Genomic DNA, 25,355 nt, shown 5'->3' with positions numbered 1-25,355 from the left:
GGACGGGCTGGGTAGTCAGCCCGTCCGGCGTTTGAGGACGAGGCCGTTCAGGCCGACAGCGGGGGTCTGGGGGCGCAGCCCCCAGAAGGATGGGACGGGTAGGGGCGGCGGGGGCGAAGAAAACTCACCGCTCCAGGAACACCCGCCCCCCGACCTCCACCCACCCCATCGGCTGGGGCGCCGTCAGTATCTGTGAACCCCTGCCCTGGGTGATGTTCAGCGCCCGGCCCAGCTCATGCGTCAGCAGCAACGCCGCCGCCCCCGTCGCCTCGTCCTCCTCGATGCCGTCGTCCCGGCCGGGGAAGCCGCGGGCACGCACTCGGCCCGCCGCCTCGTCCTCCCAGGCCCACGCGTAGATCCACTCCCCCGCCGGCGGCACCGGCAGCGCGTCCACCTCCGCTGCCGAGCCGTACCGCCGCAGCGTCCGCCCCGGCACCCACTCCGCCCGCGCCTCGATCCAGCTGAACTCGCCGTCCAGCCGCGCCCCCACCAGCCCGGCCGGTGTGACCAACTCGGGCACGTCGAGCAGCCAGGCCGTGCCGACGCAAGGGTGACCGGCGAAGGGCAGGCGCAGGGTCGGGGTGTAGATGTCGATGACCCCGCGCTCGGGGTCATCGACGAACACGGTCTCGCTGAACCCGAGTTTCGCCGCGAACGCCTGCCGTTCGTCCCGCTCCGGCATGACGGAGCCCTCACGGACCACGCCCAGTTCGTTGCCGTATCCGCCGGTGGGCGAGCAGAAGACGCGGAGTACGTCGTAATCAGTCACGCGCGCATTCAAACACCCAGGTGGCGGCAGTCACCAACTACGCGTCCTGGACGTCCGTACGACGACGCCGTACCGCCAGCACCACACCGGCGCCCGCCGCGACCGTCACCGCGGCGGCCGTACCCAGCGCACCCACCGGAACGCCCGCACCGGTGGACGCGAGCCCGCCGGTCGTCGAGCCGGTGGTACCGCCAGTCGTGGAACCCGTCGTACCGGAGGAACCGCCCGTGGAGCCGGACGAGCCAGAGGTACCGCCCGTGGAGTCCGATCCGCCGTCGCCGCCCGGGAGTTCGGCGCCCTCGGCGACCGCCACGGACAGGTCGACCGGGTCGAGTTCCGTGCCCGTCTCGTAGAAGTCGCCGAAGGCCTTCGCACCGGCCGCCGTGAGCTTCGCGGTCACGTCGGAGAGGGTGATGACATCGTTCACAGCCGTGAGGTCGGTCGCGTCCGTCGTCAGGTCGGCCAGGACCACGTCGTCGGAGGTCTCGCCGAGGCTCTCCACATCGGCGGTGAGTTCGCCGGCGCCGTTGTCGATCGTCGCCTTGAGGTCGCTGAGGGTGAGGTCGAGGCCGTACGTGCCGTTGTCCTCGTGGCCCTTGAAGGTCACGGCGCCCGCGAAGGCGGCGGAGAGGGTCTCGGCGTCGGTGTCGTACTCGCCCGAGCCGTCGACGAACGTGAACACACCGTTGTCGGCGGCCTGGGTCGCGCCGTCGGACGTCGTGATCGCGCCCTTGGCGACGCCGTCCACGACGTACGTACGGAAGGACTGCTTCACACCCCAGCCCAGCGTGCCGTCCGTGATGTCACCGCTCACCGGGGCTGCGGTGTCGGTGTCCGACGGGGACGCCGAGGGCGAGGCGGACTCCGACTCGCTCTGCGACGGCGACGGGGATGCCGAGGTCGAGGCAGAGGCAGAGGTCGATCCCGACGGAGTCGGGGACGGTGACGGCGAGTTCGACGCGCTCGGGGTCGCGGATCCGGACGGGGTCGTGGACCCCGTCGTCTTCTTCACGACCGTCAGCGGGTCGCCCGCCGCCCCGCTGTAGCTGGAACTGCCGAAGACGGTCGCCGCCTCCGCCGTCAGCTTGGTCGCCATCTCGGTCATCGCCTGGCTGACCGTGACGTCGGCAAGCGGGACGTCGTCCTGGGTGGTGCCGCTCTTCGTGACGTCGGCGGTGATCTTCGCCGCCTTGCTGTCGAACTTGACGTCGGACAGGGTGAGTTCGAAGCCGTGCAGCGTGGAGGCGATCTTCAGGCTGCCCTTGAATCCGAGGTTCACGGTGTGGGCGGTGGAGTCGTAGGTCCCCGTGCCCTCCGTGAAGGTGAACGCGCCGTTGTCCGCGGCCTGCGAGGCGCCGTCCGCCGGGGTGAAGGTGCCGGCCGCCATTCCGGTCACGTAGGTGCGGTACGACTGCTTGATGCCCCAGGTCAACTCGTAGCCGCTGAGCGGGACTTCGGCGGCCGAGGCGGTGGAGGCGACCGTCGTGGCGAGCGCGGTGGCCCCGAGGGCGACGGCCGTGGCCACGGCGGCGGCGAGAGCGAGGGGGCGTCTGGAGGAGGCGGACATGGGTGGTGGTTCTCCTAGTGGACGGTCCGCCGACTGGCGGACGGTGTAAGGGGGTTCAGGACCCGTCCGGCGCGTCGGCGGCGGTGGCGGTGGCCGTGCGGGCCTTGCGCCTGCGGACGACGACCGCGTAGGCCGCGGCCGCCAGGAGCAGGGCGCCGGCCGCCAGGCCGACGGGCAGGAGCGGTGAGCCGTCGTCGGAGTCGGCGCCGGTGTCGGTGTCGCTCGCGGCGTTCTCCGTGTCCGGTGCGGCGGACTTGGCCGTCGCCTCCGGTGTCGCGGACGTCTCCGTCCCGGTGCCCGCGCTGCCCAGGTCGGGCAGGGCGGGAAGTTCGGCGTCGTCGGTGAGGGTGACGGCGAGGGAGACGGGGTCCATCTCCGTGCCCGCCTTGTACATCCCGCCGAAGGCCTTCGCACCGCGCTCGGTGAGCTTCGCAGGCGCCTCGGTCAGGGCGACCAGGCCGTTCTTGGCCGTCGGCTTGGCGGCGGTGAAGGTGATCAGCGGGACGTCGGCGCCCTTGAAGTCCGGGTTCGCTACGTCCGCGTACAGCGCGCCTGTGCCGTTCGCTGCGACCATCGTCCGCAGTCCGCTCAGCGCCAGGTCGAGGCCGTTCTCGCCGGTGAAGCGCACCGCGCCGGTGAAGGAGGCGGTCAGCTTGCCGTCCTTGTACGTGCCCTTGCCGCTCGGGAAGCGGAAGAGCGCGCCGCCGTCCTGGGCGCCTGAGGACAGCGTCCACTTGCCCTTGGCGATGTCACCGGTGACGTACTCGCGGAAGGTGCGGCGCACCCCCCAGTCGACGGCGCCGTCCTTGATCGCGCCCGAAGTCGCCTTCGGGGCCGTGGACTTGGCGGGGGTGGCCGTGGGGGCCTTGGTCGTCGGTGTCGTCGTCGGCTGCTTGGTGGCCGCCGCCTGGACGTCCGCCGAGAGGCTCACCGGGTCGAGTGCGGTGCCCGCCGTGTAGTACCCGGCGAAGGACTTGGCACCCTCGGCGGTGAGGGTGGCGGGGAGGTTGTTGAGGGTGACCGCGTTGCCGCCGCCCCGCATGTCGATCCCGCCCAGGGAGAGGGCGGCGAAGGGCACCTGCGAGGACGTCGTGACCGTCCCGGTGTCCTTCGCCTTGCTGGTGACGTCGACGTAGAGGGTGCCGGAGCCGCCGGAGATCCGGACGGTGGGGCGGCTGATGGTGAGGTCGAGCTGGTAGGTCCCGTCGGCCTTCTTGTGGCCGACGAAGTGGACACCGCCGGAGAAGCCGGCGCGGAAGGCGCCCGTGTCGCCGTCGTACGAACCCGTGGCCGAGTGGAAGCGGAACTGGCTGCCGCCGACCGTGGCCGCGCCGCCCGTGAGGGAGAAACTCCCCTTCGCTATCGGGCCGGTGACATAGCTCTGGAAGGACGATTTGATGCCCCAGTCGAGCCTGCCGCCCTGCACGGTACGGCTCGCGGCATGCGCGGCACCGGCCGGGAGGAGGGCCCCCAGGACGGCCGCGCACAACACGGTCACCAGGGCACGTAGGCGCGCGGGCATGGGTTGTCCTCCGATATCCGACGGAATTCGACTGCCAGTAGCGAGCAAAGGTAAGGCTAACCTAAGCTTTGGCCAGCGGAAACGTAAGAGGGCCGAGAGAATCCGAGTCGATCCAAGTCGATCCGAGACGATCCAAGAGAAACGGATGGCACCGTGGGACGCTTGCGCACGCGACTGGCGGGAGCACTACTGTCCGCGCTCGCCCTCACGGCGACCGGCTGCGCCGGCGCCCAGGGCTCCGGGCAGGACAGTCCACAGGGCACGGCCAAGGCCGCCGCGAGTGCGGCGGCCGCGGATCGCGTGGAACCCCTCGCGAACCCTGCCGAACCCCAACTCCCCGTCACCGTACGGTCGTCCGACGGGGCGAAGGTGACCGTCGAGGCCGCCGAGCGGATCGTGCCCCTCTCCGGCAGCCTCAGCGAGATCGTGTTCACGCTCGGGCTCGGCGACCGGGTCGTCGCCCGGGACATCACCGCCACCTTCGCCCAGGCGGAGAAGCTGCCGATCGTCACCCGCAACCACGACGTCTCCGCCGAGAGTGTGCTCTCCCTCAAGCCCGACCTCGTCCTCGCCGAGACGACCACCGGCCCCGAGGAGGCCATCGGCCAGATCCGCGACGCCGGTATCCCGGTCCTCGTCATCGACCCGGCGGAGGACCTCGGCGACGTCGGCCCGCGTATCCAGGCGGTCGCCGACGCGCTCGGCGTACCGGCGGCCGGGAAGGAGCTGACGAAGCGCTCCGAGGACCGGATCGCCGCCGTACGCAAGGGGATTCCGAAGTCTTCGGAAGGCGGCGAGAAGCCTCGCGTCGCCTTCCTCTATCTGCGTGGCTCCGCCTCCGTCTATCTCATCGGCGGCAAGGACTCCGGCGCGGCCTCGCTCCTGGAGGCCGCCGGGGCGATCGACGCGGGCGCGGACTCGGGGCTCGAGAAGGACTTCACGGCCATTACGACCGAGGCGCTCGCGCAGGCCGCGCCGGACGCGATTCTCGTCATGACCAAGGGACTTGAGTCCGTCGGCGGTATCGACGGGATGGTCGAGATCCCCGGTGTCGCGCAGACCCCGGCCGGGATGGAGCGCCGGGTCGTGTCGATCGAGGACGGGGTGCTCCTCAACTACGGGCCGCGTACGGACCAGGTGCTGAAGTCGATCGTGGCCCAGCTCTACGCCGACAGCGACGGAGATGCGCAATGACCTTGCTGGACAAGGTGGTTGAGGCCGCCGAGGAGGCCTCGCCCGTACGTCGGGTGCGTGGCTGCACGTGGCTGCTGACCGTCGGGCTCGTCGTCGCGCTGCTCGTGCTCGTTCCGGTCGCCGCCGGGCTCGGGGCGTATCCGATCCCCACGGGTGATGTGTTGGGCTCGGTGCTGCACAAAGTCGGGCTCGGTGGGGCCGAGTTGGAGCGTGTTCCCGAGTCTGTTCTGTGGAACGTCCGTTTCCCTCGTATCGTGCTCGCGCTGCTCGTGGGGGCCTCGCTGGGGTGTGCGGGGGCGTTGATGCAGGGGATGTTCAGCAATCCGCTTGCCGAGCCGAGCATTATCGGCGTCTCGTCGGGGGCGGCGGTCGGTGCGGTGGGGGCGATCTCGCTCGGCCTCAACTTCCTTGGCACGGTGACGATTCCGACTGTCGCGTTTGTGACGGGGCTCGCGACCGTCCTTCTTGTGTACTCGATGTCTCGCGCCGGTGGTCGTACGGAGGTCGTGACTCTGATCCTCACCGGGATCGCCGTGAACGCGTTCGCGGGGGCGCTGATCGGGTTGCTTCTGTTCTTCGCGGACACGGCTGCGGTCAACCAGATCACGTTCTGGCAGCTCGGGTCGCTTGCGCAGGCGACCTGGTCGAAGGTGTTGGCGGTGCTGCCGTTCGCGGTCGTGGGTCTGGTGATCGCGCCTCTTTATACGCGTCGGCTGGATCTTCTGGCTCTCGGGGAGCGGCCTGCTCGGCATCTGGGGGTGGATGTTGAGCGGATGCGGGTTGTGTTGATTCTGGTGATCGCGTTGTTGACTGCGGCGGCCGTCGGGGTCTCGGGGATCATCGGGTTTGTCGGGCTGGTGATTCCGCATTTGCTGCGGATGGCTGCGGGGCCGGGGCATCGGTTCCTTGTGCCGGGCGCTGCGCTGGCGGGGGCGGTGGTTCTGCTTGCCGCGGATCTGGTGGCGCGGACGGTTGCTGCACCGGCGGAGTTGCCGCTGGGTGTGTTGACTGCGCTGCTTGGTAGTCCGTTCTTCTTCTGGTTGCTTCGGAGGACTCGGCGGAGGCAAGGGGGGTGGGCGTGAAGGGTTGTTTGTCGGCCGGCGGCCGGTGGGGGCTTGTCGCGCAGTTCCCCGCGCCCCTAGGTGGGGATCCGCACCGCCCTTTTCCAACTCGACCTCTAGGAAGCTTGCCGTGAGACTTCTTCGCTCCCGTCCGACTCCCCCACCCCCCGCCGAACCAGGGGACGTTCTCGCCGAAGTCGAAGGGCTGCATGTTCGGCTTGGTTCGCGGGAGGTTCTCTCGGGTGTCGACGTGATCGCCCGGGCCGGGGAGGTGTTGGCTCTGGTTGGGCCCAATGGGGCCGGGAAGTCGACGCTGTTGGGTGCGATTGCCGGGGATCTGCCGGCCGCCTCGGGAGTTGTGCGGATTCATGGGCGGGACGCCGGTGAGTGGCAGGCCGCTGAGCTCGCGCTGCGCCGGGCCGTGTTGCCGCAGGCTGCCTCGCTTTCGTTTCCGTTCAGCGTTGAGGAGGTCGTTCGGATGGGGCGGGCGCCCTGGGCCGGGACCGAGCGGGAGGACGAGGACGATGTGGCCGTGGGTGAGGCGATGGGGGCCGCCGAGGTGGCCGGGTTCGCCGTGCGGCCGTTCTCCGCGCTGAGCGGGGGTGAGCGGGCCCGGGTCGCGCTGGCCCGGGTGCTCGCCCAGCGGGCGCCGCTGCTGCTGCTCGACGAGCCGACGGCCGCGCTGGATCTGCGGCACCAGGAGCTGGTGCTGCGGGTGTGCCGGGAGCGGGCACGGGCCGGGGACGCCGTGGTGGTCGTACTGCACGATCTGGGACTCGCGGCGGCCTACGCGCACCGGGTGGCGATCCTGAGCGCCGGGCGGGTGGTGGCCGACGGGACGCCCGAGGGGGTCTTCGAGGAGCGGCTGCTGTCGGACGTGTACCGGCAGGCCATCGAGGTGTTTCCGCATCCGCGTACCGGAGCTGTCCTGATCTCGCCGGTCCGGGATTCTTGACCTGTGCATTACCTGTGAATGGGGTCGTCTTTACGTCCCCTTTGGTGAGCGATTGGGTTGCCGTGATCGGAGCGTGGCCTTACGGCGCCTGTGAGAGCTGAATCACCGAATGTCCGGGTATCACTGAGGCAAGCCTTAGGTAAGTTAGGGCCGCCTCACCAAACTTCTGTGAGCCCGGACACGTCGATTTCTCGCCACTCACCTTCACCCAGGAGCCCGTATGCGTGCCGTCAGACTCTCCGTCGTCACCGCAGCCGCCACCGCGGCGGCGCTGGCCGCCGTCACCGGCTGCACGGAGAAGGGCAGCTCCGGGAGCGACGGCGACCGGGTCATCAGCGTCACCGCGACGGACGACAAGTGCGAGGTGTCGAAGAAGGAGTTCCCGGCCGGGCACATCGAGCTGGACATCGCGAACAAGGGCTCCAAGGTCACCGAGGTCTACGTCCTCTTCCCGGACGACCGGATCGTCACCGAGCGCGAGAACATCGGCCCCGGCACCAAGCAGAAGGTCACCGCCGAGGTGAAGGCCGGCGACTACACGATCGCCTGCAAGCCCGGCATGAAGGGCGACGGCATCCGCCAGGCCGTCAAGGCCACCGGCGGTACGGTCGCCAAGCGCGACCCCCGTCTGGACGCGGCCGTCGCCGCCTACCGCAAGTACGCGCAGGAGCAGGCGGACGCCACCGTGCCGCTCGCCGAGGTCTTCGCCAAGGCGGTCAAGGCCGGCGACATCGAGGCCGCGAAGAAGGCGTACGCGCCCTCCCGCATCGGCTGGGAGCGCACCGAGCCGGTCGCCGAGTCCTTCGGTGACATCGACCCCAAGGTCGACGTCCGCGCCGACGGTCTGGAGGCCGGGCAGGAGTTCACGGGCTGGCACCGGCTGGAGAAGTCCCTCTGGCAGGACAAGAAGATCACCGACGCGGACAAGACCCTCGCCGACCAGCTGATCACCGACCTGACCGACTGGCAGAAGCGGGTCGGCAAGGCCGAGATCACCCCGACCTCCATGGCCAACGGCGCCAAGGAGCTCCTCGACGAGGTCGCCACCGGCAAGGTCACCGGCGAGGAGGAGCGCTACTCGCACACCGACCTCGTCGACTTCAAGGCCAATGTCGAGGGCGCGGAGAAGTCGTACGAGCTGCTGAAGACGGTCGCGAAGGAGAACGACGCGGCCCTGGTCACGGAGCTGCACAAGCAGTTCGCCGCCCTGAACACGCTGCTCGACAAGTACCGCGCGGACAAGAACTCGTACGACTTCACCTCGTACGACAAGGTCACCGACGCCCAGCGCAAGGAGCTCTCCGACGCGGTGAACGCTCTCGCCGAGCCGCTGTCCAAGCTCGCCGCCGCCGTCGTGAAGTAGAAGAAGCAAGAGGAGTCCATCGACATGGCGGACGACATGACAGACGACGTGACGGAGACACCCGAGACCCCTGCGGGCAGTACCTCGCGGCGGGCGCTCATCGGCTGGGGCGGGGCCGGGCTCGCGCTCGGGGCCGCCGCGGTCGGCGGGGCCGTGGCGGTGACCCGTGGCGGCGACGACGTGCAGACGGTCGCCGCCGAGACGGGCGGCGCGATCGACTTCCACGGCGGCCACCAGGCGGGGATCGCGACGCCGGTGCAGGACCGGCTGCACTTCGCCGCGTTCGACGTGGAGACCGACGACCGCGCCGAGTTCGTCCAGATGCTCAAGGACTGGACGGCCGCTGCCCGGCGGATGACCGCCGGGCAGACGGTCGGCGAGGGCGCGTACGGCGGGCTGGCCGTGGCTCCGCCGGACGACACCGGTGAGGCGCTGGGGCTGAAGCCGTCGCGGCTGACGCTGACGGTCGGGTTCGGGCCCGGCCTGTTCGAGAAGTTCGGGCTGGCCGAGCGGCGGCCCGCCGCGCTCGTCGACCTGCCGCAGTTCCCCGGGGACAACCTCGACAAGAACCGCAGCGGCGGCGATGTGTGCGTCCAGGCGTGCTCGGACGATCCGCAGGTCGCCGTGCACGCGATCCGCAACCTGGCCCGGATCGGCTTCGGCAAGGTCTCGGTTCGCTGGTCGCAGCTCGGCTTCGGGAAGACGTCCTCCACCACCCCCGAGGCACAGACCCCGCGCAACCTGCTGGGCTTCAAGGACGGCACCCGGAACATAGCGGGCACCGAGACAGCCCGGCTGAAGAAGTTCGTGTGGGTGGACGGTACGGACGTCGACGCCGACTCGGCCTGGATGGACGGGGGTTCGTATCTCGTCGCCCGGCGCATCCGGATGCACATCGAGCCCTGGGACCGGACCTCGCTGCAGGAGCAGGAGGACATCATCGGGCGCGACAAGGGCGAGGGCGCCCCGGTCGGCAAGGCGAAGGAGCGCGACGAGCCGTTCCTCAAGGCGATGCTGCCCGACGCGCACGTCCGCCTCGCGCACCCCGACTCCAACCACGGGGCGACCCTGCTGCGCCGCGGCTACTCCTTCACGGACGGCACGGACGGTCTCGGCCGCCTTGAGGCGGGCCTGTTCTTCCTCGCGTACCAGCGGGACGTCCGCAAGGGGTTCATCCCCGTGCAGCGCAATCTCGCGACCGACGCGCTCAACGAGTACATCCAGCACGTGGGTTCGGCGGTCTTCGCGATCCCTCCGGGCGTCCGGGACAAGGACGACTGGTGGGGCCGCGCACTGTTCACTGAGGGGGCCTAGCCCGTGTTCGCGAACTATCTGATCGGTCTGCGCGAGGGGCTGGAAGCCAGTCTCGTCGTCTGCATCCTCATCGCCTATCTGGTGAAGACGGACCGCCGGGACGCCCTGAAGCCGATCTGGATCGGCATCGGGGTCGCCATCACGCTGGCCCTCGCCTTCGGCTGCGCGCTCGAATTCGGTTCCCAGGAGCTGACGTTCGAGGCGCAGGAGGCGCTCGGCGGCTCGCTGTCGATCGTCGCCGTGTGCCTGGTGACGTGGATGGTCTTCTGGATGCGGCGTACGGCCCGGCATCTCAAGGCGGACCTGCACGGAAAGCTGGACGCGGCGCTCCAGATGGGCACGGGCGCGCTGGTCGCGACCGCGTTCCTGGCGGTGGGCCGGGAGGGCCTGGAGACCGCGCTGTTCGTGTGGGCGTCGGTGCGGGCGTCCAGCGACGGCACCGAAGGGCCCCTGATCGGCGTGCTGTTGGGCATCGCGTCGGCGGTCGTGCTCGGCTACCTCTTCTACCGGGGCGCCCTGCGCATCAACCTGTCGAAGTTCTTCACGTGGACCGGCGGCATGCTGGTCGTGGTCGCGGCGGGCGTCCTGGCGTACGGCTTCCACGACCTCCAGGAGGCCGACTGGCTGCCGGGCCTGAACAACAAGGCGTTCGACATCAGCGACACGATCCCGCCGGACAGCTGGTACGGCACGCTCCTCAAGGGCGTCCTCAACTTCCAGCCCGACCCGACCGTCCTCCAGGTCACGGTGTGGGCGCTGTACCTGATCCCGACGCTCGCGCTGTTCCTCGCCCCGGTAGGGTTCGCCTCCGGGAAGGGGAAGGTGAAGCCAGCTGATGAGCAGGTTGAGCAGGGGGCGCAGCCCTCGGACTCTTCGGACGCCTCGAAGTCCTCGGACACCACGACGTCGTCTTGACCGGAGTGCCCTTGTAGCGGCCTCGGTGACCGTGTTGTCGCTGGCCGCGAGCGGCTGTGTCGTGGTGCACGGCGAGCGCGAGGTGGTCCCGGCGGCGACCCGGGCGGAGGCGGCCGAGGCGCTGAAGGACTTCACGGCCGCGTACAACAAGGCGGACAAGGCGAACGACCGTTCCCTGGACGCCGACTACGTCACCGGCGCCCTCGGCGCGATCGACGCAGCGCGGCTGAACGCGGGGCGCGAGAACAGCCCGGCCGGCAACCCGTCGCACGTACCGCTGGAGTTCACGGACACCAGGTTCGCGATCCCGAAGAAGGCGGGCTGGCCGCGCTGGTTCGTCGCGGACGCCGACGCCAACAAGGGCAACGACTCGCGCTGGCTGCTGGTGTTCACGCGCAGCAACGTGGCCGAGCCGTGGGCGGTGGCGTATCTGACGCTGGTCGCCCCGGACGACGTACCGGCGTTCAAGACGGACAAGGACGGTCTCGCGGAGCCGGTGACGGCGAACTCGGCCGAACTGGCCGTCGCGCCCAAGGACTTGAGCGCGGACTACGCGACCTATCTGAAGGACGGCACCGGCGACGTCTTCGCGCCCGGGGTGCACACGAGCGGCTGGGTGGAGCAGCGCAAGAAGAGCGCCATCAAGCCCGGGCTCGTCACGCAGTACATCGACGAGCCGCTCGGCAAGGACGACTTCGCCCCGCTGGGTCTGCGGACGGCGGACGGTGGCGCGCTGGTCTTCTTCGCCACGCACCACTACGAGAAGCAGACGGCTGCGCTGGGTACGTCGATCCCGGAGCCGAGCGACAGTGTGCTGGCGCTGACGACGGGTGAGATCAAGCAGTCGCTGACCCTGGAGTTCGTCTCGAACCAGGCGGTCCTCGACCCGGGCAAGGGTGCCGCGGGCCAGGGTGTGGAGTTCCTGAGCCGCATCCAGGGTCTGACGGCGGCGCAGGGAGAGTAACTCCGGCTGTTGTGGCGGGGGTTCAGCCTCGGGAGGGCCAGGCCGTGGCGGCGTGGTCGTGGTCGGGCTCCTCGCCGGCGTACCGGGCGCAGGCGTCGGTGAGGACTTCGAGGAGGCTCAGCGGGTCGGGGAGGGCGAACTCCGGTCCGCGTACCCAGTACACGCCCTGGTCACCGGGCAACCGGGCGGGCGGTACGAGGACATAGGAGCCCCGGCAGTGCCAGCGCAGGCCCGGATGCTCGTCCGCGGTCTCGGGGTGGCAGTCCAACTCGCAGGGCCACCACTCGTCCTCGTCGTCCGGGGTGCCACGGGTGAGCGTGAAGAACAGCAGCCGACCGTCGTCGCTCTCGGCGACGGGCCCGACCTCGATACCGGCCCCGAGGAGCCGCTCCAGCGCCTCGCGCCCCGCTTCGAGGGGCACGTCGAGCACGTCGTGGACTATGCCGGTCGCGGTGATGAAGTTGGCCTGCGGCTGATGCCTGGCCCATCGCTCGATCTGGGCGCGGTCGGTGGTGGACTGCGTCTGCCAGGCGAAGGAGATCGGGTGCCGGGCGGGCGTGGGACAGCCGACGCGGTCGCACGAACACCGGTAGGCGGAGGGGTGCGCGGCGGGCGCGAGGGGCAGTCCCGCACGGGCGGCGGCGAGCAGCAGTTCCTCACGGCGCCCGCGCTCGGCGCCGGCGGCGGCCTCGTGGGCATCCGCTCGGCGGCCACGCAGCCACTGGGAGATCCTGCCCTGCCGGCCCGTCGTACGACCGCCGAACTCCGCGCTCATGTATCGCCTCGCCTCGCTGTTGTGCGGACAGCCTGCTCCATGGTCCCACCATCCTGCGCTGCGGGAGGCCGGAGCCGACATCCGGGGTAGGTGGGACGAGGCGTACGGGAGGTGGGATCGGCCGTTTTCCGGTTGATTAGCAGGATTTGACACCTGCCGTTTTCGGCCATCCTGGGCCTACTTGGCACTGGGCGAGGCGATCCCGTGGAGGGCGTAGTCGACGAGGGAGTCCGTGTACTCGTACGAGATCGGCCCGGTGTACTGGAGCCAGCGCTGGGCGAGCGGGGAGACGAAGAGTTCCAGGGCGATACGGGGGTCGATGTCGGCGCGCACCTGCCCGGCTTCCTGGGCGGCGCGCAGCCGGTCGACGTAGAGCTGGAGGGACGGTTCGAGCAGCTTGGCGACGTATCTGCGGCCGAGTTCCTCGTTGACGAGCCCCTCGGCGGCCAGGCCTCGGGAGGGGACCGCGAACACGGGGTCGAGCAGCTGGTCGACCGTGAGGCGCAGGACGGCCTTGAGGTCGGCGGCCAGGTCGCCGGTGTCGGGGATGACGTACGCCTGGCCGGGCGCGGCGGCCTCGGCGGCCTGCTCGCTCAGATCCACGAAGGCCTCCATGAGGACGTCCCCCTTGGAGGACCACCACCGGTAGATGGTCTGCTTCCCGACTCCGGCCCGGGCGGCGATGCCCTCGATGGTCGTCTTCTGGTACCCGACCTCGCCGATGAGGGCGAGGGCGGCTTCGTAGATGGCGCGGCGGGACTTCTCGCTGCGGCGGGTGGAGTCGGGGGCGGGCTTGGCGGGGGTGGACTTCTGGACCATGTCGGCAATTTATCAGGTTGACAAGACGGAGCGTCTCGCGGAAGGTGAGAGAGTCCGACTTGGCGAGACGATACGTATCGTCATTCATCTGCAGCAGAAGGAGATGTGCGATGGCACGAGGCGGCGGAAACATGCTCGGAGTCGGCGGCACCCGCAGCAACCTGGGCCGCAGCGCCCTGCGAGGCGGCGGCCGGGGCAAGCAGGTGGGCGGCGGCACGGACCCGCAGGCCCAGAAACGGGAGCTGGTGCGCAAGCTGCAGGAGAAGCGCGCGGAGGAAGAGGGCGCGCAGGACGGACGTACGACGGAGACGGCGGCTACAGCGGACACGGCGGAAGTCAGCGACTCACCGGATCAGTGACCGGGCCGCTCGGCGTGGGCCGTCTCGCCTGTGGTGTGCGGGCCGCCGTGGGCCAGGGTGCGCAGCTGCCTTAGCACTACGGTATGAGCGGGCGGACGGTTCGACAGCTCTGTGGGGCATCCTGGCGGCGACGACACTCGTGATCGTCGGCCGCCGTAGCCACGGAGAAGGAGAAGCGGAGACGATGACCACGCACCCCCACCCCGTGGACCACGAACTCATCGAGGCCGCGGCGCACATCGCCCGCACGCGGTGCCGGGGCGACAACCACACCATGGCGGCAGCGGCCCGCGCCCGGGACGGCCGGATCGTCACGGCGGTGAACGCCTACCACTTCACCGGAGGCCCCTGCGCGGAACTGGTGGTCATCGGTACGGCGGCGGCCCAGGGCGCGTACGACCTGGACACGATCGTCGCGGTGGGCGACCGCGAGCGGGGGGTCGTCCCGCCGTGCGGCCGATGCCGCCAGGTCCTCCTGGACTACTTCCCGACGCTCAGGGTCATCGTCGGCAAGGCGGACGCCCTCCGAGCGGTCCCGGTCACCGAGTTGCTCCCCGAGACGTATGTCTGGGCGGATCATCAACTCGATCTCGACGCCGAGTAGCGGCGCGGCGGGTCAGCGGCGTACAAGGTGTCCGAAGCGACTGCGCACAGAACGAGCGTTCGGGGAAACTGAGACATGGTCGCCTTCGACGACGGGAGCCACGGCCCGCCCGTCGGCCGGGGCTCCCCGAGTCGGCCGTGGCGACGATCCTCGCCCACCCGCTCCCGCGGGCACGAGCCATGTTCGCGATGAGCGGCCAGGCGGAACCCGAACAGCGGGCCCGGCTCGCGGGCGACCCCTCGCCCGAGGTACGGGCTGCCGTCGCGAACGGGCCCGACCGGACCCACGATCCCCGGGCGGAGGTCCGTCCGCCGCCGGACGCCGTTTACGAGCGCCTCCTCGCGGACCCCGCGGGAGGCCACGACGCCGGTTCCCTGAGCAACAAGCCGGAGCCACGGGCCGGTCGAGGCCCTGGCTCCCGCTCTCCTTCCTCTCCGGCTCAGTCGCCCTGAGCCCGTTGCAGGCGGCGTGCCATGGTTCTGCGGGACGGGGCGGCCGGGTCGGCGACCGTGCCCGCTGTCTGGGCCCGGGGCGCATCGGACCGGCCGGGTTCCAGCCGGGCCGCGACACGCGCCAGGGCCCTGTCGCCGGGGCGGGCGGCGATGTGGAAGTGCGAGACCTTCACCGGGGTCAGGTCGCCGCCCCAGACGACCGTGCCGTCGCAGTCCGCGAGGATGTCCCGCACGATCGTCTCCTGATACGGCCAGAGTCCCTCGCTTCCGTTGAGCGGATAGGCGGTGGGGTGAAGAGCGACAGCGGTCCCGGAGAGGTGGTTCGACTCGAAGTCGGCCCCCACCGTGCGCCGTGCTGTGTGGCCGGTGACACCACCGCCCTCGCCCGTGTCGAGCGCGGCGATCTCGTAGTGCCATCGGCGCGCGACGTGCAGCAGCACCGCCCCGGCGTCACCGCGCCGCAGCCCGAGGGAGGCGGCGGACCCCTGGATGTGGTGGACCGTGACGGAGGCGGGGTCGATCCGCCAGCCGTTGGCGGACACCTCGCCGGACCACTGCCCGGTGGACGGCTCGACGGCCGAGGCGGAGGTGATCGACGTGCCCGACACCACGGCGAGCACACCGGTGCCGGCGGCGACACGCAGCAGACCGCGTCTGGAGATCATCGGCTTCCTCCTCATTCGCCCTGGCCGACGGCGGACACACCGGGATCGCTGCCGTCGCGCCAGATGTTGTGGTCCAGGCCCCAGCCCGCCTGGAACTCGTACTCGTGGATCTGGTTGAACGACCAGTTCTCCGGCAGCGGGAAGCCGAGGTTCCCGGAGAATCCCCAGGACATCCCGGAGACGAACGACCAGCGGGCCCCGGCGTCCTTCGACACCCGGACGCACACGTTGCGGGACCCGTAGACGCCGAACGTGTAGCGGCCGCCCAGCTCGGTGAGCCCGGCCCTGACGCCGTTGAAGTACGGCACCACGTGGCTGGTGATCTCCTCGTCGGTGGCGTCGTAGTCGACCCCGAAGTAGATGCAGGTGCCGGTACCGATCCCGTGCTGCACGGCCTTCTGGTGGGCCTTCTTGCCCTGGTCGTAGCCCTTGTCGTAGGTGAAGTTGCCGAGTTCCGTGCCGTTGTACTGGAAGATCGGGAAGAACCTCAGCCCGGCGTTCAGAATGGTCTGCGGCTCGCCCGGCTTGAGTGCCTTGCCGAGGTAGCCGTCGTCACCCGGGGCGAGGTGCTCGTCCAGATAGCGCCCGACGATCGAGTAGCCGTTGGCCTTGAGCAACTGCCCCCGCTGCGCGGTGATCTCCGTGATGCAGTCGCAGCCGGTGGCGTCGCGGGAGGTGTCCCCGGACGACACGAGGAGCTGCGCCCACGTCGTGTAGTCGTTGTGGCCCGTGACGGGAATCTGCGAGAACCTCTGGAAGGACTGGAGCCAGCCCAGGTGCGTGCCGGTCTGGGCATCGGTGCCGATGTCCGCCGCCAGGTAGCGCGCCTGGCCGTTCGCCGTGTACGTCGGTGAGTTGAAGTAGCACGCGGCACGGAAGAGGTACCGCAGGTCGCCCGTGAGAGCCGCCGATCCCCTTCCCTTGAGGGCGGCCTGTGTCCCGGGCCCGAAGTATCCGTTGATCGAGCCCAGGGCGATCCCGATCTCGTACTGGATGGCCATCATGAGCCCCTGCTGGACATCGCGGGAGTAGATCCCGTCGCAGGGCACCAGACTCATCGCGGGAATGCCGATGCCCGCGACATAGCGGGAGTTGAGCCGCTGCTGGATCGCCCGGACGTGGGGGTCGCCGCCTGGCACGAGGCGGAACTGGTCCATGCGCAGCAGGGACTTCAGCACGTGCGGCCACATGGCCACGCGCTGCCCGACGTTCCCGTAGTCCAGGCCCATGTCGCCGTAGAGCTGCTGAAGGGACGTCTGGGAGTCCGTGCCCCATCCGACCAGGAAGGGGGAGGCCCAGTAGCCCTTGCACCACAACGCCCCGTTGTACAGGCGCAGGAGATTCTGGTTCGGCTCCGAATCCGGCAGCAGCGCACGGTTCTTCACGGCGCTGAAGGTGCCGGGGCCGAACGTCTGGACGGTGGGAGATATGCCGAGTTCGTGCTGAAGTCCCTGGGTGAGGGCGAGGACAGTGTTCCAGCCGGTGTAGCCGGTTTCGGCGCAGGCCACGTACCCGGGTGCCGTCTCGTAGGTCTTGTTCACCCACCTCTGCGTCCGGGACACGTAGATGTCGGGGAGCGCCCGCCACGGCGCGGACGGGTCGACCACCGATCCGGGCCGCGCGTACATGTGCAGTTCGCCGGGGCAGTCCGTGTCGTAGCCGTAAGAGTGCGGGAAGATCCTGTTCCCGGTCCGCGGGGTGGCGTGGTGACGCAGATAGAAGATCAGGTCCCTGATCGCTCGCAGCATGGGCTCGCCCGCGACGTCCGCGGAGCGGATCATGCCAAGGATCGAGTAGAAACCCTCGTTGCGCCCCACGCCGTCGATGCTGCCGGCTTCACCGGCGTTCGCCTCGCCGCGTTGGAATCCGCGCCCCTCGTAGATGTGGCCGTGCGGGCAGACGAGGAAGTTGTAGGCGATGTCTCCGTTGTACTCGTCGCCGAGCTTGTGGTCCGTGTAGACATCGGCGACCGCCTGGCGGCAGTCCTCCTCCGTGAGCAGGTTGCTGGTGCTGCCGGAGCCGAGGTAGTGCAGGAACACGCCCATGTGCCCGAGCCACTTGTTCTCCGGATTCGTGTTGGGCTCGGGGGGTGCGGATGCGTGCGCTCTCAGGTACCAGGGGGCGTACGGCCCCCAGGTGTGGCGCTCGTTGAGGATGTAGGTCATGGTTCCTCGCTCCGGTCAGCAGGCGTAGTGCGGGTCGTGGATGTAGTCCGCGTCGTCGGTGAACCACCGGTGTCCGCTGATCGCGTTGTCCGCCCAGCCGCCGTCGAGGAATCTCTCGTAGCCCAGCGACAGATCGGCGTAGTAGTTGCCCGCCTCGATGCAGAACGACGACTGGTTGGTGCTCGGGCTCACGTCCCGGCGCAGCGCGACCTCGCTGAAGTTGCCGGGGAACCCGTTGTTCCACAGGGACGTGGCGCGGTCGTTGAAGCCGCCGCACGCGTCTCCCCACCACTCGTCGTCCCGGTCCCAATTGCACCAGTCCCCCTGGAAGTTGGGCAGGTCCCATGCGTAGAGGTAGCCGTCGGCGCTGTCGGCCGCGGCCAGCGCGCTGAGGTCGGCGCCGGGCCGTACCGGGGTCGGGGCACTGGCCGCCGTCGACGGGCCCGCGTCCGTGGCGGCCATGGCGGGAGCCGCTCCGGCGACCAGCCCGATCACCGCCGCCGTCGCCAGAATGCTTCGTACGTACCGCTTCATGTCGTGCCTCTCTTCTGGGTGTTGTTCTTCTGGGTGTTGTGCCGCGACGCGTCCTCGTCGCGGACGATCCGCTCCGCCTTCGGCAGTGCGGCGAGCCGCATCCGCCGGGCGTTGGTCACATCGGCGCGATACCGCTCGCGCACCTCGGCGAGATGCCGTTCCTCGACGTCCCCTGCGACCGCCGCCAGGCCGGAGCCGACGGCGCAGGATGCCTCCGCGACGGCGTACTCGACCTCCTTGGCGACGGGCGCCGAGTCGCCCAGCGCGGCCCGCAGGGCCCCCGGCGACTCGTGGGGCAGTCCGCGCCCGGCCACACAGTCCGACCAGCGGCGCAGCGCCTTCGTGTACGCGGGGTCCGTCTGCGTCCGGCTCATAGCCAGCGCCGTGACATCGCGGTCCACGGCGTCCGCGCCGAACCAGGTGCGGAAGTCGCCGTACAACTCGCCGCGAGCCTCGCTGGTGCACCCCCGGGTGCTGCGCCCCGTCGTGGCGCCGCCCGGCAGGGTGACCTCGACGGTGTCCACGCCGCCGCCCTGCCAGGCGCGCAGTGCCTCGGCGCGCCGAGGCGGCGTCAGTGCACGCAGGTAGTCCCCGACCGGGTCGTTCGCCCGCAGTCGGGCGATCTCCCCGGGAGTACGGACGCGGGAGCCGTAGCCGTGCTCGCGGGCCCACGGCACGTCGGCGAGGACGAGCGCCATCGGTGGCGGCTCGGTACCGGTCCGGGCCGGCTCGGGTGCCGTCGGCAGGTGGAACCCGGCGCGGGCCATGCAACGCCGCTCCAGGATGTCCTCGGCCAGACTCAGCGTCACCAGCTCACCGGTGGTCGCCTGCCGCGGGAGCACCGCGTCAGAGGCTGCGGGCTCGGGCGGCTCGGTCGCGTCACCCGGTCCACAGGCGGTGAGCGTCGCGAGCAACAGCAGTGGCATCAGTGACAGCGCGGCAAATCCACGCACCAGGTCTCCCCCCTGCCCGTACGTCTTCGGTCGCCTTCAGGCTGTCCGGGGGGCTCTCGGGGCGCATTCACTTTCGGTCTCAGCCGAAAGACCGGGCTCACGGGACCCTTGTGAACGCGACGGTGCAACTGTTCGCACCCGCTCCGCACTCTTACTGCACAACCAGTCGCCTCGGGGGGCTCTGCCTGTGCTGAACATCTACTTCTCTGCTGAGGATCTGGGGCGGGTCCGCCTCGCCCCGGCGCCGGATCCGGCCTGGGAGATGCTGCTGAGCCTGCACGCGCTCGGCGGCTCACCGGACCACATCGTGTTCGGGCCCTGGCGGGCCACGGTCCCCGACCCGCTCGACCCGTCGATCTCCCTGCTGCGCCGGCTCGCGCCACCGCGTGGCTACTCGCCCGACTTCCTGACGCCGGGCGCGGGCACCACCCTGGAGTCCGCCGTCGACGCCATCACGAGCGTCGACCGCACCCGGCTGCGCAGCGAACTTGCCCTGCTGCCCGCCCGGCGCCAGGCAACCCCATGGATACGTCGGCTGGCCCAGGGCGAGCCGGAGACGATGCGCGGGCTCGGCAGCGCCGTACGCCGCTACCACCAGCGGGTACTCGGCCGCCCATGGCACCGCATCCGCACGGTGATCGAGGGCGAACGGGCCCTGCGGGCGCGCGACCTCCTGGACGGCGGCGTCGAACGGCTGCTGGGCAGCATCCATCCGCTGGCCCGCTGGGAGCCGCCGGTGCTCAGGGTGGACTACCCGGTACGTCAGGATCTGGTCCTGAACGGCCGGGGACTGCTCCTGATCCCCTCGTACTTCTGCTGGGGCCGCCCCATCACGCTCCGGGACGGTGACCTGAACCCGGTCCTGGTGTACCCCGCCAACCGGAGCCTCCAACTGCTCACGGACGACTCCGGGACACCGCGGCCGGCCGCTCTGGGACGCCTCTTAGGACGTACTCGCGCGGCGCTCCTGGAGGAGATCGCGGCGTCCGACGGCACCACAGGAGGGGAGCTCGCCCGGCGGCTGAGCATCTCGACCGCCTCGGCGAGCGAACACACCGCGACCATGCGGGACGCGAACCTGATCATCAGCCAGCGGGTGAAGAACACCGTGTGGCACACGCTGACCCCGCTCGGCCAGGCCCTGCTGGAAGGACGCCGACCGGACGACGAGCCGCCCCGTCCCACGGCCGGGGCCCACAGCGGAACACAGCCGACGTGACGACACCGCCCTGCGGAGCTTCCGCCGCTGGGCGGTGTCTACGGAGCCGGTCGGTCAGACGGAGCCGAACTCTCCGGCCTTGACGCCCTCGACGAAGGAGGAGAACGCGTCGGCGGGGAGGCCGAGGACCGGTCCGCTCGGGTCCTTGGAGTCACGGACGGGGACCACGCCGCGAGTGGCGGCGAGGTTTGCGGCGACCGCTACGCAAGCGCCGCCGTTTTCGCTGTACGAGGACGTGAACCAACGCGGGGATTCGGTCGTCACGGGGTGCCCTTTCGTAACTGCTCGATCATGGCCACAGAAGCTGCCTGAGAAAGCGCTTCAGCCTGTAGCTGATGGTAGGCCGTCAACAGGGGCAGTACGAACGTGCTTTCGCGTTCGAGATGGCCCCGATGGGCGGACTCTGCATAGGACACGAGCGACCGGTCAGGCAGAGTCACGATGTAGAGCGGCAAGCTGAATGGACGCCTGGCCCCCATCTCGAACGGGGCAACCTGGAGGACGGTGTTCGGCAGCTCGGCGAACTCGACCAGCCGCGCCAACTGAGCGCCCATGACGGCGGGTTCGCCAATCGGTCGCCGGATGCAGCCTTCGTCCAGCACCACGAAGACCATCGGCGGGGGTGTCCGCAGAAGCGTGGCCTGCCGTTCCGCGACGAGCGCGACGCGTTCGTCCGCCTGCTTGCTCGTGATCGCGCCCCGCCGCACGTCACTCTGCGCCAGGACCGCCGCGTACTCCGGCGTCTGAAGCAGACCGGGGACAACACCCACCTCGTACAGCCGGATCTCCGCAGCCTGCGCCTCGTGGTCGACGAACTGCGGGAACCCTTCCAACAGCCCCGCGTTCCGCACCTTTCGAAACGCGCGCTCGAACACGTCGCCCGTCCCGAACACCGAATCCGCACTACGCGCGAGGCGCAAGGTTGGAAGTTTGCGGCCGGTTTCGACCGACGAGAGATGCGTGCTGGAGTACCCCATCCGCTCTGCCAGCTCTTCCTGCGTCCAGCCACGCTCTTCCCGTGCAGTGCGTAAGCGCGCCCCGAAGGCTGCCTGGGGCGAACTGTCCGGGTCCAACTCCTTGCGGTTCAAAGTTCTTTCATCAACCTTTCGTGCTCGCCTGACAAGTTGAAGGGTTCCCGCCCGTGGGCCACGCTGAAACACCTTAGTAGTGGAGCGACTACGGAGAGGAGTGATCGTGTACGTACCGACGCCCGGCACGCTCGTCGTGGACACCAGTCGTGAAGGCCGAGTCGGGGAGTTCCGGGGTACGACCGGCCCGTACTGGTCCCTGCGTCCGGTCTGCGGCGGAACGGAGTGGGACGCGGTTCCGGAGCACGTCCGCCTGGCCACACCCGCCGAACGCCTCAGCGCCAGAACAGCGCGCGAGAACGCGAGGAGCAGAGGTGAGGTGGCATGACCCACAACACCGACACCGACCCCAACACGCCCACCAAGCCCGTTGGTTGCCCGGTCTGCCAGGAACTCGACCAGACGGAAGCCGTCGCCAGAACGGAATGGGACGCGAGCAAGGTGACCGACTGCCGCGTGCTGCGTGCGCGGCACCTTGCCGCCGAGCACGGGGAGCAGTCGTGAACGCGGTCGTGAACTCCGTCGTGAACTGGGAGAAGAGGGCCGGCGCACTCGCCGACCAGGTGACCGACCCGGACTCCCGGTGGCGCCCGTTGGTGGCGGCCGTCCCCCGGCACGAACTGGTCCCGCGCTGGTGGGAGTCCGACGGTTCGGGCGGGTGGGTTCTCCGGGAGGGCGGGAGCAACGAGGACGCGTGGGCTGAAGTGGCGTACGCGGACCGGTCGTTGGTCACCAGGGTCGGCGGTCTGCACGCCGACCACGCGATGCCCGGCGACCGTCCCGAAGGGCTGCCCACATCATCCGCGACGCAGCCGAGCCTGGTCGTCCGGATGCTCCGGCACGGACGACTCGGAACGGGACTGTCGCTCCTGGACCTGGGCACCGGAGCCGGTGGCCTGGCGGCGTACGCGTGTTGCCGTATCGGAGAGCGCTACGTGACGAGCCTGGACGTGGACGCCTACCTGACCACAGCGGCGGCCTCCCGCCTGGCCGCCCTGGGCCTGCACCCCAAGTTCATCACCGGGGACGCGACGGAACGCGTACCGGGCACGTACGACCGGATCGTCGCAACGGTCGGACTGCCCACGGGCCCGGGACTCCGCCCGGTGCTGGCCGCTCTGGCACCGGGCGGCCCTATCGCGACGACGCTCGCGCGGACGTCTCTCGTCATCACGGGCTGGAAGCAACCGAACGGCGATGTGCTGGGCAGGGTGGAACACGACACCGCCGGCTTCATGCTCACGCGCTCCGGGGACAACTACCCGCCTCCGCTCACCGAGTTGTTCACCCACGCCCGCGCATCGCAGGGGGAGACGACGACCACGGGCCGCTATCCGGTACTGGACGTGGCGAACGCGCGGGAACTCCGCTCGATGCTGGAGGTCACGACACCTGGCGTCGAACTCGCCTACGAGACCAACGACCGGACGAGAACCGCCTACTTGGCACACCCGGACGGTTCATGGGCACGCGCCTCGGCCGAAGGAACGGCCCCTCCGGAGGTGCACGAGGCCGGCCCGCAACGCCTGTGGCACGCCCTGGACCGCATCCGCGAACGCCTCAACGTGCAAGGCTCGTTGCCGCTGCTCGGCGCGCGGGTCCGCATCACACCTGATGGCGAGTGTCACCTGTGGCGCAGGGAGTGGTGCGCGTCCATGGGCAGGATTTCGTAAAGCCCGACTGTCATTGCTGGGCTGTCAGTGGTGGGTGGAAGACTGCCCGGCATGATCGAACCGAATCCGAAAGCGGACCTTCTCCGTTACCTGCAAGGCGGACGTGAAACGCTGTTGTGGAAGCTCGACGGGCTCTCGGAATATGACATCCGCCGCCCGCTGACCCCCACGGGCACGAACCTCTTGGGGTTGGTCAAACATGTCGCCAGTGTGGAACTGGGGTACTTCGGCGACACGTTCGGACGGCCGTTCTTCGACGAGGAGCCGCCGCCCTGGTGGTACACGGAGGACGCAGAGCCCAACTCGGACATGTGGGCCACTGCCGAAGAGTCGCGCGAGGAGATCGTTGGGCTGTATCGCCGAGCGTGGGAACACTCCAACGGCACGATCGCGACGCTGGCACTCGACGCGATCGGTCACGTCCCGTGGTGGCCGGAGGAACACCGAGAGGTGACACTGCACCACATCCTGGTGCACATGATCTCCGAAACCCAACGGCATGCCGGCCACGCCGACATCGTGCGAGAGTTGATCGACGGGGCCGTCGGCCTGATGCAGGTCAACGACAACATGCCACCGGGCGACGGAGCATGGTGGGAGGGCCACCGGAGCCGACTGGAACACGCGGCACGGGAGGCCTCCGGCCGAGAGGACAGCGGAGACAGCACCGATGCGGAGTCGGACGGCTTCAACGGTGACGGTGACTGACCGGCCCTGATTCTTCTCCAGCGCCGACCACACCGCCCGCGAAGCGATCAAAAACCAGTGGAGCGGCGCCGCCGTGCGCCATTACCATGCTGCCGGACCAGAGTCGTCTAGGCAAGGACGTCCCGTTGTACACCGTGTGAGACCCCCCGAGTGCTGATCTGTCGCGCGTCGCACATCCAGGCATGTGCGCCGTGCTGCTTTTTGCTGCGGACTTCTCACCCTGAAACCGGTGTACTTCTGTGCTCGAAAACTGGGTTGTCATGCCCACCTGCCTGCCGCTCGTTCGCCGCCGTTGCCACGCGTGCGCGTCCGACACCTTCCGGACAAGCGGCAAATTCCGCGTCAACGCCAACCACAAGCTCCTCGACGTCTGGCTCCTCGCGCTCTGCACAACCTGCGGGGAGACCACGAAACTCACGGTCCTGGAGCGCCTGAACGTACGCTCCATACACCCCGAGCTACTGGACCGACTGCACGACAACGACCCTGGCCTGGCAGCCGAGTTGCTCCAGGATCCGGTCGTACGGCGCCGCAATCGCATCGCCCTCGACTGGGACAACGCCTGGCGCCTCGACACCGGCGGACCGGATCACCATCACCTGGACCGCGAGATGACCGATGCGATCGATGTATCGGTCCGCTTCGCAGCGCGGATCCCGGTCCGGCCGGTACGGCTGATCGCAGAAGGCTGCGGTCTGTCGCGAGCCGAGGTCGAGAGGCTGATCAAGGAGGGCAACATCGTCTCGGCGGTCCGGCTGAGCGGCAAACTCTCCGGCGACTTCACGTTCACGCTGAAGCGCTGAACCCTCCCAGGACCAAGGGCCTGTCCGGCAAGATCCGGGCCGGGCAGGCCCCACCCAGCGGGAGGCCTCCGCCAGAGAAGCCCCCGAAGCCTGACTAGCCCTGATTCCTCTCCACCGCCGGCCACCTCACCACAACGGTGCGCGCCGCGCGGTCGTACTTGCTCTGGTGGTAGGTTCCCCGGTCCTTGGCCATCTGGGCGAGCAGGATCGCACCGACCAGCAGGTTCAGCCCGGGGATGCACATGAAGGCCGCGCGGTCGAACTCCCTGACGAAGGTGTCCTTCCAGGACGGCGGAAGGGTTCCGTCCGACCACAGCCGGACCACTCGCAGACCGAAGATCCGCTTCCCGACGGTCGTACCCCACCAGTGCACCAGCGGCAGGAAGTACACCAACCCGCCCGCCGCGAACCCCAAGGGCACGAGGACGATCAGCGCGGCACCGTCACTCGACGCCGCCGCGGCCATGAAGCCGAGGCAGGCGAACACCGAAGCGATCGCCGTGTCCACGAGGCGGGCCGCGATCCTGCGGCCGTTGGATGCCAGCACCAGCACAGGACTGCCGGTCGCGGCTGCGACAGCGGCCACGTCACCGACGTACTCCACCGAAGCCCCCGCAGGCCGGGTCCCCCGCACCGGATCCATACCGGCCAACTGCTCCCGGTACCACTCCCGCCCCATCGCCCTGACAACCATGGAGGGAACCCCCTCCACACCCTCGCGATTGACCGCAGCTACGTCGTTCATTCGCCCACCCCTCGTTCAATGAATGCACGCAACTGCGCCAGTTCGTCAGAGATTCCGTCGCCCTGAAACAGCCACATAATCGGCCGCTTCATACAGGTTCTTGGCCACCAACTCCGCCTGACCCGCGTCAGCCGATCTGGAGCATTCGAGCGCATAAAAAGCTCCGGTA

At 69.5% G+C, this 25,355-nt stretch carries 27 protein-coding genes; 15 read left to right on the top strand and 12 right to left on the bottom strand.

What is annotated here, in order from left to right; translation table 11 throughout:
- Positions 1 to 124 precede the first annotated feature (124 nt).
- Genes ACWCRB_RS21990 through ACWCRB_RS21980 form a run of 3 tightly spaced genes read right to left on the bottom strand, consistent with a single transcriptional unit; the run spans position 125 to position 3,858 of the window.
- Positions 125 to 769: a PhzF family phenazine biosynthesis protein gene (locus ACWCRB_RS21990; RefSeq protein ID WP_450997642.1), complete on the bottom strand. Its 645-nt coding sequence runs from the start codon at positions 767 to 769 to the stop codon at positions 125 to 127.
- Between the two features lie 37 nt (positions 770 to 806).
- Complete coding sequence (locus ACWCRB_RS21985; RefSeq protein WP_450997641.1) at positions 807 to 2,336, bottom strand: HtaA domain-containing protein; 1,530 nt, start codon at positions 2,334 to 2,336, stop codon at positions 807 to 809.
- 55 nt (positions 2,337 to 2,391) lie between these two features.
- The gene (locus ACWCRB_RS21980; protein ID WP_450997640.1) at positions 2,392 to 3,858 is read right to left on the bottom strand and encodes an HtaA domain-containing protein; all 1,467 of its coding nucleotides are present in this window, start codon (positions 3,856 to 3,858) and stop codon (positions 2,392 to 2,394) included.
- A 162-nt stretch (positions 3,859 to 4,020) separates the two neighbouring features.
- On the opposite strand from ACWCRB_RS21980, the gene ACWCRB_RS21975 reads away from it, so the two are divergent.
- The 7 genes from ACWCRB_RS21975 to ACWCRB_RS21945 all read left to right on the top strand — a co-directional run bounded on the left by ACWCRB_RS21975 (position 4,021) and on the right by ACWCRB_RS21945 (position 11,624).
- Positions 4,021 to 5,052, top strand: a complete 1,032-nt coding sequence (locus ACWCRB_RS21975) for a heme/hemin ABC transporter substrate-binding protein (RefSeq protein ID WP_450997639.1) — start codon at positions 4,021 to 4,023, stop codon at positions 5,050 to 5,052.
- A complete protein-coding gene (locus ACWCRB_RS21970) occupies positions 5,049 to 6,134 on the top strand; it encodes a FecCD family ABC transporter permease (RefSeq protein WP_450997638.1) in 1,086 nt (361 codons plus the stop codon). The genes ACWCRB_RS21975 and ACWCRB_RS21970 overlap by 4 nt, the downstream gene beginning before the upstream one ends.
- Before the next feature lie 109 nt (positions 6,135 to 6,243).
- A complete protein-coding gene (locus ACWCRB_RS21965; protein WP_450997637.1) occupies positions 6,244 to 7,068 on the top strand; it encodes a heme ABC transporter ATP-binding protein in 825 nt (274 codons plus the stop codon).
- Positions 7,069 to 7,288: 220 nt separating this feature from the next.
- Complete coding sequence (gene efeO / locus ACWCRB_RS21960; RefSeq protein ID WP_450997636.1) at positions 7,289 to 8,431, top strand: iron uptake system protein EfeO; 1,143 nt, start codon at positions 7,289 to 7,291, stop codon at positions 8,429 to 8,431.
- A 24-nt stretch (positions 8,432 to 8,455) separates the two neighbouring features.
- A complete protein-coding gene (gene efeB, locus ACWCRB_RS21955; RefSeq protein ID WP_450997635.1) occupies positions 8,456 to 9,745 on the top strand; it encodes an iron uptake transporter deferrochelatase/peroxidase subunit in 1,290 nt (429 codons plus the stop codon).
- 3 nt (positions 9,746 to 9,748) lie between these two features.
- The gene (gene efeU / locus ACWCRB_RS21950; RefSeq protein ID WP_450997634.1) at positions 9,749 to 10,660 is read left to right on the top strand and encodes an iron uptake transporter permease EfeU; all 912 of its coding nucleotides are present in this window, start codon (positions 9,749 to 9,751) and stop codon (positions 10,658 to 10,660) included.
- On the top strand, positions 10,581 to 11,624 hold the full coding sequence (locus ACWCRB_RS21945; RefSeq protein WP_450997633.1) for a hypothetical protein: 1,044 nt from the start codon (positions 10,581 to 10,583) through the stop codon (positions 11,622 to 11,624). Before efeU ends, ACWCRB_RS21945 begins: the two co-directional genes overlap by 80 nt.
- A gap of 22 nt (positions 11,625 to 11,646) precedes the next feature.
- Here the strand turns inward: ACWCRB_RS21945 and ACWCRB_RS21940 are convergent, their stop codons facing one another.
- Together ACWCRB_RS21940 and ACWCRB_RS21935 are read right to left on the bottom strand one after the other, a co-directional pair.
- Positions 11,647 to 12,399 carry a bifunctional DNA primase/polymerase gene (locus ACWCRB_RS21940; RefSeq protein ID WP_235479623.1) on the bottom strand — a complete coding sequence of 251 codons (753 nt, stop codon included), beginning with the start codon at positions 12,397 to 12,399 and terminating at the stop codon, positions 11,647 to 11,649.
- A gap of 177 nt (positions 12,400 to 12,576) precedes the next feature.
- Entirely contained in the window at positions 12,577 to 13,218 is a 642-nt protein-coding gene (locus ACWCRB_RS21935) for a TetR/AcrR family transcriptional regulator (protein ID WP_450997632.1), read from the bottom strand.
- 110 nt (positions 13,219 to 13,328) lie between these two features.
- Here ACWCRB_RS21935 and ACWCRB_RS21930 point away from each other — a divergent pair, with 110 nt between their 5' ends.
- Positions 13,329 to 13,577, top strand: a complete 249-nt coding sequence (locus tag ACWCRB_RS21930) for a DUF6243 family protein (protein ID WP_450997631.1) — start codon at positions 13,329 to 13,331, stop codon at positions 13,575 to 13,577.
- Between the two features lie 184 nt (positions 13,578 to 13,761).
- Positions 13,762 to 14,181: a cytidine deaminase gene (locus ACWCRB_RS21925; RefSeq protein ID WP_450997630.1), complete on the top strand. Its 420-nt coding sequence runs from the start codon at positions 13,762 to 13,764 to the stop codon at positions 14,179 to 14,181.
- 439 nt (positions 14,182 to 14,620) lie between these two features.
- Here ACWCRB_RS21925 and ACWCRB_RS21920 read toward each other — a convergent pair whose 3' ends face one another.
- From ACWCRB_RS21920 to ACWCRB_RS21905, 4 genes are read right to left on the bottom strand one after another with little or no spacing between them, the layout of a single operon-like run.
- Positions 14,621 to 15,298, bottom strand: coding sequence for a hypothetical protein (locus ACWCRB_RS21920; protein WP_450997629.1), 678 nt, complete (start codon positions 15,296 to 15,298; stop codon positions 14,621 to 14,623).
- 11 nt (positions 15,299 to 15,309) lie between these two features.
- Positions 15,310 to 17,463: a glycoside hydrolase domain-containing protein gene (locus ACWCRB_RS21915; protein ID WP_450997628.1), complete on the bottom strand. Its 2,154-nt coding sequence runs from the start codon at positions 17,461 to 17,463 to the stop codon at positions 15,310 to 15,312.
- A gap of 15 nt (positions 17,464 to 17,478) precedes the next feature.
- Complete coding sequence (locus tag ACWCRB_RS21910; protein ID WP_450997627.1) at positions 17,479 to 17,997, bottom strand: hypothetical protein; 519 nt, start codon at positions 17,995 to 17,997, stop codon at positions 17,479 to 17,481.
- Positions 17,994 to 18,950 (bottom strand): hypothetical protein, encoded by a 957-nt coding sequence (locus ACWCRB_RS21905; protein WP_450997626.1) that lies wholly within the window; start codon positions 18,948 to 18,950, stop codon positions 17,994 to 17,996. Before ACWCRB_RS21905 ends, ACWCRB_RS21910 begins: the two co-directional genes overlap by 4 nt.
- Before the next feature lie 187 nt (positions 18,951 to 19,137).
- Here ACWCRB_RS21905 and ACWCRB_RS21900 point away from each other — a divergent pair, with 187 nt between their 5' ends.
- Positions 19,138 to 20,169: an ArsR/SmtB family transcription factor gene (locus tag ACWCRB_RS21900; RefSeq protein ID WP_450997625.1), complete on the top strand. Its 1,032-nt coding sequence runs from the start codon at positions 19,138 to 19,140 to the stop codon at positions 20,167 to 20,169.
- Between the two features lie 54 nt (positions 20,170 to 20,223).
- Here the strand turns inward: ACWCRB_RS21900 and ACWCRB_RS21895 are convergent, their stop codons facing one another.
- Both ACWCRB_RS21895 and ACWCRB_RS21890 read right to left on the bottom strand, forming a co-directional pair.
- On the bottom strand, positions 20,224 to 20,433 hold the full coding sequence (locus ACWCRB_RS21895; protein ID WP_450997624.1) for a DUF397 domain-containing protein: 210 nt from the start codon (positions 20,431 to 20,433) through the stop codon (positions 20,224 to 20,226).
- Complete coding sequence (locus ACWCRB_RS21890; RefSeq protein WP_450997623.1) at positions 20,430 to 21,257, bottom strand: helix-turn-helix domain-containing protein; 828 nt, start codon at positions 21,255 to 21,257, stop codon at positions 20,430 to 20,432. Before ACWCRB_RS21890 ends, ACWCRB_RS21895 begins: the two co-directional genes overlap by 4 nt.
- Before the next feature lie 106 nt (positions 21,258 to 21,363).
- Between ACWCRB_RS21890 and ACWCRB_RS21885 the strand changes: the two genes are divergently transcribed.
- The 5 genes from ACWCRB_RS21885 (at position 21,364) to ACWCRB_RS21865 (ending at position 24,441) form a co-directional block, all read left to right on the top strand.
- A complete protein-coding gene (locus ACWCRB_RS21885; protein ID WP_450997622.1) occupies positions 21,364 to 21,585 on the top strand; it encodes a hypothetical protein in 222 nt (73 codons plus the stop codon).
- Entirely contained in the window at positions 21,582 to 21,761 is a 180-nt protein-coding gene (locus ACWCRB_RS21880; protein ID WP_450997621.1) for a hypothetical protein, read from the top strand. The genes ACWCRB_RS21885 and ACWCRB_RS21880 overlap by 4 nt, the downstream gene beginning before the upstream one ends.
- The gene (locus tag ACWCRB_RS21875) at positions 21,758 to 22,930 is read left to right on the top strand and encodes a methyltransferase domain-containing protein (RefSeq protein ID WP_450997620.1); all 1,173 of its coding nucleotides are present in this window, start codon (positions 21,758 to 21,760) and stop codon (positions 22,928 to 22,930) included. The genes ACWCRB_RS21880 and ACWCRB_RS21875 overlap by 4 nt, the downstream gene beginning before the upstream one ends.
- 51 nt (positions 22,931 to 22,981) lie before the next feature.
- Positions 22,982 to 23,638, top strand: a complete 657-nt coding sequence (locus tag ACWCRB_RS21870) for a DinB family protein (RefSeq protein ID WP_450997619.1) — start codon at positions 22,982 to 22,984, stop codon at positions 23,636 to 23,638.
- 239 nt (positions 23,639 to 23,877) lie between these two features.
- The gene (locus ACWCRB_RS21865) at positions 23,878 to 24,441 is read left to right on the top strand and encodes a DUF1062 domain-containing protein (RefSeq protein ID WP_450997618.1); all 564 of its coding nucleotides are present in this window, start codon (positions 23,878 to 23,880) and stop codon (positions 24,439 to 24,441) included.
- 94 nt (positions 24,442 to 24,535) lie between these two features.
- Here the strand turns inward: ACWCRB_RS21865 and ACWCRB_RS21860 are convergent, their stop codons facing one another.
- Positions 24,536 to 25,186 carry an RDD family protein gene (locus ACWCRB_RS21860; RefSeq protein ID WP_450997617.1) on the bottom strand — a complete coding sequence of 217 codons (651 nt, stop codon included), beginning with the start codon at positions 25,184 to 25,186 and terminating at the stop codon, positions 24,536 to 24,538.
- Positions 25,187 to 25,355: the final 169 nt, after the last annotated feature.

It is taken from the genome of Streptomyces sp. NPDC002156 (assembly GCF_053593675.1).
Note: the sequence above shows the minus strand (reverse complement) of the source record. Positions and strands in the feature narration are given on the sequence as shown.

Excerpts from the sequence above, each read along its gene's own strand:
- ACWCRB_RS21985 (WP_450997641.1), bottom strand. The coding sequence starts at position 2,336 with ATGTCCGCCTCCTCCAGACGCCCCCTCGCTCTCGCCGCCGCCGTGGCC.
- ACWCRB_RS21980 (WP_450997640.1), bottom strand. The coding sequence starts at position 3,858 with ATGCCCGCGCGCCTACGTGCCCTGGTGACCGTGTTGTGCGCGGCCGTC.
- ACWCRB_RS21970 (WP_450997638.1), top strand. The coding sequence starts at position 5,049 with ATGACCTTGCTGGACAAGGTGGTTGAGGCCGCCGAGGAGGCCTCGCCC.
- efeO (WP_450997636.1), top strand. The coding sequence starts at position 7,289 with ATGCGTGCCGTCAGACTCTCCGTCGTCACCGCAGCCGCCACCGCGGCG.
- efeB (WP_450997635.1), top strand. The coding sequence starts at position 8,456 with ATGGCGGACGACATGACAGACGACGTGACGGAGACACCCGAGACCCCT.
- ACWCRB_RS21945 (WP_450997633.1), top strand. The coding sequence starts at position 10,581 with ATGAGCAGGTTGAGCAGGGGGCGCAGCCCTCGGACTCTTCGGACGCCT.
- ACWCRB_RS21940 (WP_235479623.1), bottom strand. The coding sequence starts at position 12,399 with ATGAGCGCGGAGTTCGGCGGTCGTACGACGGGCCGGCAGGGCAGGATC.
- ACWCRB_RS21935 (WP_450997632.1), bottom strand. The coding sequence starts at position 13,218 with ATGGTCCAGAAGTCCACCCCCGCCAAGCCCGCCCCCGACTCCACCCGC.
- ACWCRB_RS21930 (WP_450997631.1), top strand. The coding sequence starts at position 13,329 with ATGGCACGAGGCGGCGGAAACATGCTCGGAGTCGGCGGCACCCGCAGC.
- ACWCRB_RS21925 (WP_450997630.1), top strand. The coding sequence starts at position 13,762 with ATGACCACGCACCCCCACCCCGTGGACCACGAACTCATCGAGGCCGCG.
- ACWCRB_RS21920 (WP_450997629.1), bottom strand. The coding sequence starts at position 15,298 with ATGATCTCCAGACGCGGTCTGCTGCGTGTCGCCGCCGGCACCGGTGTG.
- ACWCRB_RS21915 (WP_450997628.1), bottom strand. The coding sequence starts at position 17,463 with ATGACCTACATCCTCAACGAGCGCCACACCTGGGGGCCGTACGCCCCC.
- ACWCRB_RS21910 (WP_450997627.1), bottom strand. The coding sequence starts at position 17,997 with ATGAAGCGGTACGTACGAAGCATTCTGGCGACGGCGGCGGTGATCGGG.
- ACWCRB_RS21880 (WP_450997621.1), top strand. The coding sequence starts at position 21,582 with ATGACCCACAACACCGACACCGACCCCAACACGCCCACCAAGCCCGTT.
- ACWCRB_RS21870 (WP_450997619.1), top strand. The coding sequence starts at position 22,982 with ATGATCGAACCGAATCCGAAAGCGGACCTTCTCCGTTACCTGCAAGGC.
- ACWCRB_RS21860 (WP_450997617.1), bottom strand. The coding sequence starts at position 25,186 with ATGAACGACGTAGCTGCGGTCAATCGCGAGGGTGTGGAGGGGGTTCCC.